Origin of the sequence: Kitasatospora sp. NPDC057500 (assembly GCF_042802195.1) — a bacterium.
Lineage (GTDB): Bacteria > Actinomycetota > Actinomycetes > Streptomycetales > Streptomycetaceae > Kitasatospora.
Genome location: NZ_JBHVER010000365.1, coordinates 1 through 4,149, shown reverse-complemented (window position 1 = coordinate 4,149; position 4,149 = coordinate 1). Strand labels below are relative to the sequence as shown.

Genomic DNA, 4,149 nt, shown 5'->3' with positions numbered 1-4,149 from the left:
TCCCGGTCTGGTCATCGCCCCCTTCCTGGCCGACGACAACCCCGGCGTGATCGCCATCACCGACACGGAGGAGCCGTACGGGCCACCTGAGCCGACCCCGTTCCCGGTCTGGGTCAGCGCCGTCGGCGCCTGATGTGGCCCCAGACCTGAACCCGGCGGCCAAACTTCGATGAGACACACCCTCACCAGTCAAACTTCGGTGAGACAGGTCCTGCTGGTCGGTCGCCGGACTCCTTCGTGCCGTGTCTCAGGTCCGGGCGCGTTTCGCTTGTGACCTGGAGAAATGGCCTGGGACTGTCCCAGCAAATCGGACATAGCGGGCGCGGTGGGACAGTGTTGGGACAGGGGTGTCCCACGAGGACGTCGTCGGCCGGAAGGTCCGCCCGTACACGGCTAGTGAGGCGTGGTCGGGGTTGCTTCGGTGGTGGCCGGGCGCAGGGCTGCGCGGTGGCGTCGGTGCCGGGGTTTGCGCAGGGTGAGCGTGCTGCTGGCGGCGGCGGTGATGAGGACAGCGGTGACACCGCCGGCGGCGGCGAGGAGGTAGGGGAGGTTGCTGTCGAGATGGTCCTCGTTGATGCGCAGGTAGGTGAGGCCGACGGTGGTGGAGGCAAGCGTTGCCAGGGCCGTCGTGACCATGGACGTGACCAGGGCCTCGGTGAGTTGGACGGCAGTCAGCCGGCGACGGGCGACGCCGAGGGCGCGTAGGGCGAACCAGTCCCGACGGAGTCCGGCGTCCTCGGCGAGGGTCAGGAGGGCGCCGAGGACGGTGGTCGCAGCGGCGACGGTCAGGCCGAGCAGGACCCAGCTGCCGGTGCTGTCCAGAACCTCGGACAGCTGGTAGGAGTTGACCAGCCGGTAGGCGGGTGAGGAGGAGACGACCCAGTTTCCGACGGTCTCCCAAGCGGCGGCATCCGCGGGGATGCGCATGTAGGTGGAGATGAGGAAAGGGGTGCCCAGCTCGGCGAGGACGCGGTCGTCGGGAGGCAGCACCATGAGGGCCTCGAGCGGGGTGTCCGAGCCAGGTGGAAGCTTCAGTGTCGTGGCAGCAGGCGGAACGTCCGCCTGGCGGGTCCGGTCGGCGGAGCGCAGGAGCAGTTCTCCGCCGACCCCTGGGGCTCCGCCCGCTGCTGACGGGCCGGAGCTCTGCAGCATCATCCGGCCGCCGGTGCAGTCGGGGAGCGGTCCGGCCAGGAGGGCTTCCAGTTGGGGGCAGGTTGCGACGAGCGCGGTGTGGGCGGGCCGGGTGGAGGGGTCTTGGCCGGAGGACCACAGGGCGACGGCGGGGACGAGGCCGCGGACGGCGTCCGGCGGCTCCCCGAGCCGCAACGGAACGGCTTCCAGCGTCTCGGCCCTGGCGAGGAGGTCGGTGTGGCCGTCGGCCCTGGCCGCCGTTGCCCACGGCAGGTTGGGCTGGGCCAGTACCTGGGAGGCCGGTTGGGCGGCGCCGACGGCGAAGACGGCGATCCCCACCATCCCGGCGACCCGGAAGCGGGTCTGTGGGTCCGCCGCCAGTCGTCGCATCGCCAGCAGCCACACCACGCCGGCCTCCACTCGGCCCAGGAGCCGGGCCAGCTGCTGGCCCGTCCAGGCGGCGGCACTGGGCAGACCCGCCCCCAGCAGCACGATGGCCGTCCACAGCAGCGGATCACGGGCCTTGTGCCGGGTGTAGGCCACGGCGAGGAGCAGCAGGCCCGCGCCGAACAGCAGAGCGACCCAGGGGCTGGTGAGCCGGACCGGCTTGAGGAAGCGCACGCCGCGCGAGGCGCGGTCGGAGCCCGCCGCGGTGGCCGCGCCCAGGGCTGCGGCAAGGGCGGCGACGCCCAGGACGGTGAGTGCCGACCACCCGGCCGGCACGCGCAGGTCGGCGCCGAACAGCCAACGGTTGGTGACCGGGAGTTTGAACATCTGCGGCAGCAGCCACGGCCAGGCGAGCGCCGCGGCCAGGGCGCCGGCGGCGACGGGCGCGGCGCTCTCCAGCGCGCCGGCCAGCCGGGCGTGCGCGGCGGGCAGGCCGAGCAGGCGCAGCGCCTGGTAGCGGGTGGTGCGGACCTGGCGGCCGAAGCGGCTCGCGGTCAGGACGAGGGTGAGGGCGGGCATGACCAGGAAGAGCATGCACCCCAGCGCCGGGTACCAGCCGAACCCGGGGCCTGCGTCGCCGCCGAAGCCCGTCAGCGGGCCCTGCTGCGTGCCCAGGTCCTCCGGTGGCACGCCGACGTAGGCGATCAGCTGGCCCGCGCTGCCGACGGCCTGTCGGGGCAGGACCGCCGTGTCCACGGCGGCGAACCACTGGGCGGCCGGTGAGCCGGCGACGTGGATCAGCCGGTCCAGCGCGGGGCTGACCAGGGCCTCTCCCGGACGCGGCCAGGCAGTGATCCCCGGGGGGAGCGGCCCTCGGCCGCCCGGGTCGGCGATCCGGACGATCTTGATGAGGTGGCCGTGGTAGCGATGCTCCAGCTCCGTCCATCCGGTCTCGGCCGCGCCCCGGGTGCTGAACACCGGCTCGCCGCCGAAGCCGGGCTGCGGACCGAACACCGGCACTGTCGCGCCGGAGCGGGCACCCTCGCGGCCCTGCATCGCCGCCGCGCCGAACGTGGCCAGCACACCCAGAGAGGCCACCATCCCGACCAGAGCGAGCAGGACGACCCTGCGCCTTCCCTGGCGGGACAGCACCGCCCGCCACGCGACCGCCGCGGCCGTCGCCCAGGGTGCGCTCACGCGGCCTCCACCACCCGTCCGCCGGCCAGCACCACGGTCCGGTCGGTGCGGGCCGCCAGGAGACGGTCGTGCGTGACCAGCACCACCGCGGCGTCGTACGCACGGGCCTGTTCCAGCAGGAGGCCGAACACCGCCTCGGAGTTGTGGTCGTCCAGGGCCCCGGTCGGCTCGTCCGCGAAGACCACGTCCGGGCGGTGCACCAGCGCACGTGCGATCGCGGCACGTTGCAACTCGCCCCCCGACACTTCCCCGACGGTCCGGTGTCCCAACTGGCCGATCCCGAGTACCTCCAACTGCTCCGCGGCCCGTTTCCGTGCCTCGCCGGCCCGCGCGCCTTGCAGGCGCACGGGCAGCGAGACGTTCTCCAGCAGCGTCAGCTCCGGTACCAGGTCTCCGAACTGGAAGACGAAGCCGAAGTGGGAACGGCGCAGTTCATCGCGCTGGCGCACTGTCATGGACTCCAGTGGCCGGTCACGGAACAGGACGCTTCCGCTGTCGGCGAGGAGGAGCCCGGAGAGGCAGTGGAGCAGGGTGGTCTTCCCCGACCCCGAGGCTCCCACCACCCCCACCACCTCTCCGGGGCCGACGCTCAGATCGACGCCCGCCACCGCGGCCGCCGGGCCGTAACTCAGGTGCAGGGCCCGGGCTTGCAGTACGGGTGGCACGCGTTCACTCCTCGCTACGGCCGATGAACCGGTGGATCAGGTGGTGGCGGTGACCCACCCGGAGCAGATGTCCGGGTCGTTCTCGCGCTCCTTGCACACGTGGAAGTAGATGTAGCTGCTGGTCACCGTGATGCCGTAGTAACCCCAGTTGGTGTTGATGTCCTGCTGGCGGGAGACCCGGCTGCGAGCCGAGTGGTCCGCATTGAACGAGTAGTCGACGTAGCAGTAGTCACTATCATTGTTGTCGCCGTCCCGGATGCCGAACCAGTCATTACCCGAGAGCCACTGGGCCTGGCACTGCACGCCCGAGGCCGATATGACACCGCTGTCGGCCATGGCCGGGCTGGGCATCGCCCCCAGCCCCAGGGCCAGCGCCGCCGCCCCGACAGCGCCGCGCCGCATCCAGCGCCCGGCTCGCTCCGAACTCCTCATGCATACCCCTCCGAAGTCGCCCATGCGGTCCATGGGTGCGTACACACGCTATGCACCCCAGAGGGAAACTACAGGCTGATTTCAATTCATCACATTCCGTCACTACGGGTGCGCATGAAGCAGGCGAAACAGGTGCGGATCGAGCTCAAACAGATCGGTGGAAGACAGCCTCGGCAACTCCCCCGCCCTGGCCGCGGTGATAGAGCCACCCGGTTCCGATCAGTACCTTTTGGGCCTGAACCCACCTCCTGTAAAACAACCACCCAGGAGCCGACGCCGACGGCGGCCCTGACCCGTCTGAGGCCAGGCCAGCCCCGGGCTGTCCCACGCGTGGGAC

At 71.5% G+C, this 4,149-nt stretch carries 3 protein-coding genes; all 3 read right to left on the bottom strand.

Going from position 1 to position 4,149, the window contains the following annotated elements; translation table 11 throughout:
* Positions 1-393 precede the first annotated feature (393 nt).
* From ACFU74_RS36415 to ACFU74_RS36405, 3 genes are read right to left on the bottom strand one after another with little or no spacing between them, the layout of a single operon-like run.
* Positions 394-2,715, bottom strand: coding sequence for a hypothetical protein (locus tag ACFU74_RS36415; RefSeq protein WP_380764418.1), 2,322 nt, complete (start codon positions 2,713-2,715; stop codon positions 394-396).
* Positions 2,712-3,380 carry an ABC transporter ATP-binding protein gene (locus ACFU74_RS36410; RefSeq protein ID WP_380764417.1) on the bottom strand — a complete coding sequence of 223 codons (669 nt, stop codon included), beginning with the start codon at positions 3,378-3,380 and terminating at the stop codon, positions 2,712-2,714. The genes ACFU74_RS36415 and ACFU74_RS36410 overlap by 4 nt, the downstream gene beginning before the upstream one ends.
* 36 nt (positions 3,381-3,416) lie before the next feature.
* Positions 3,417-3,812, bottom strand: a complete 396-nt coding sequence (locus ACFU74_RS36405) for a hypothetical protein (RefSeq protein WP_380764416.1) — start codon at positions 3,810-3,812, stop codon at positions 3,417-3,419.
* Between the last annotated feature and the right edge of the window lie 337 nt (positions 3,813-4,149).

Excerpts from the sequence above, each read along its gene's own strand:
- ACFU74_RS36405 (WP_380764416.1), bottom strand. The coding sequence starts at position 3,812 with ATGAGGAGTTCGGAGCGAGCCGGGCGCTGGATGCGGCGCGGCGCTGTC.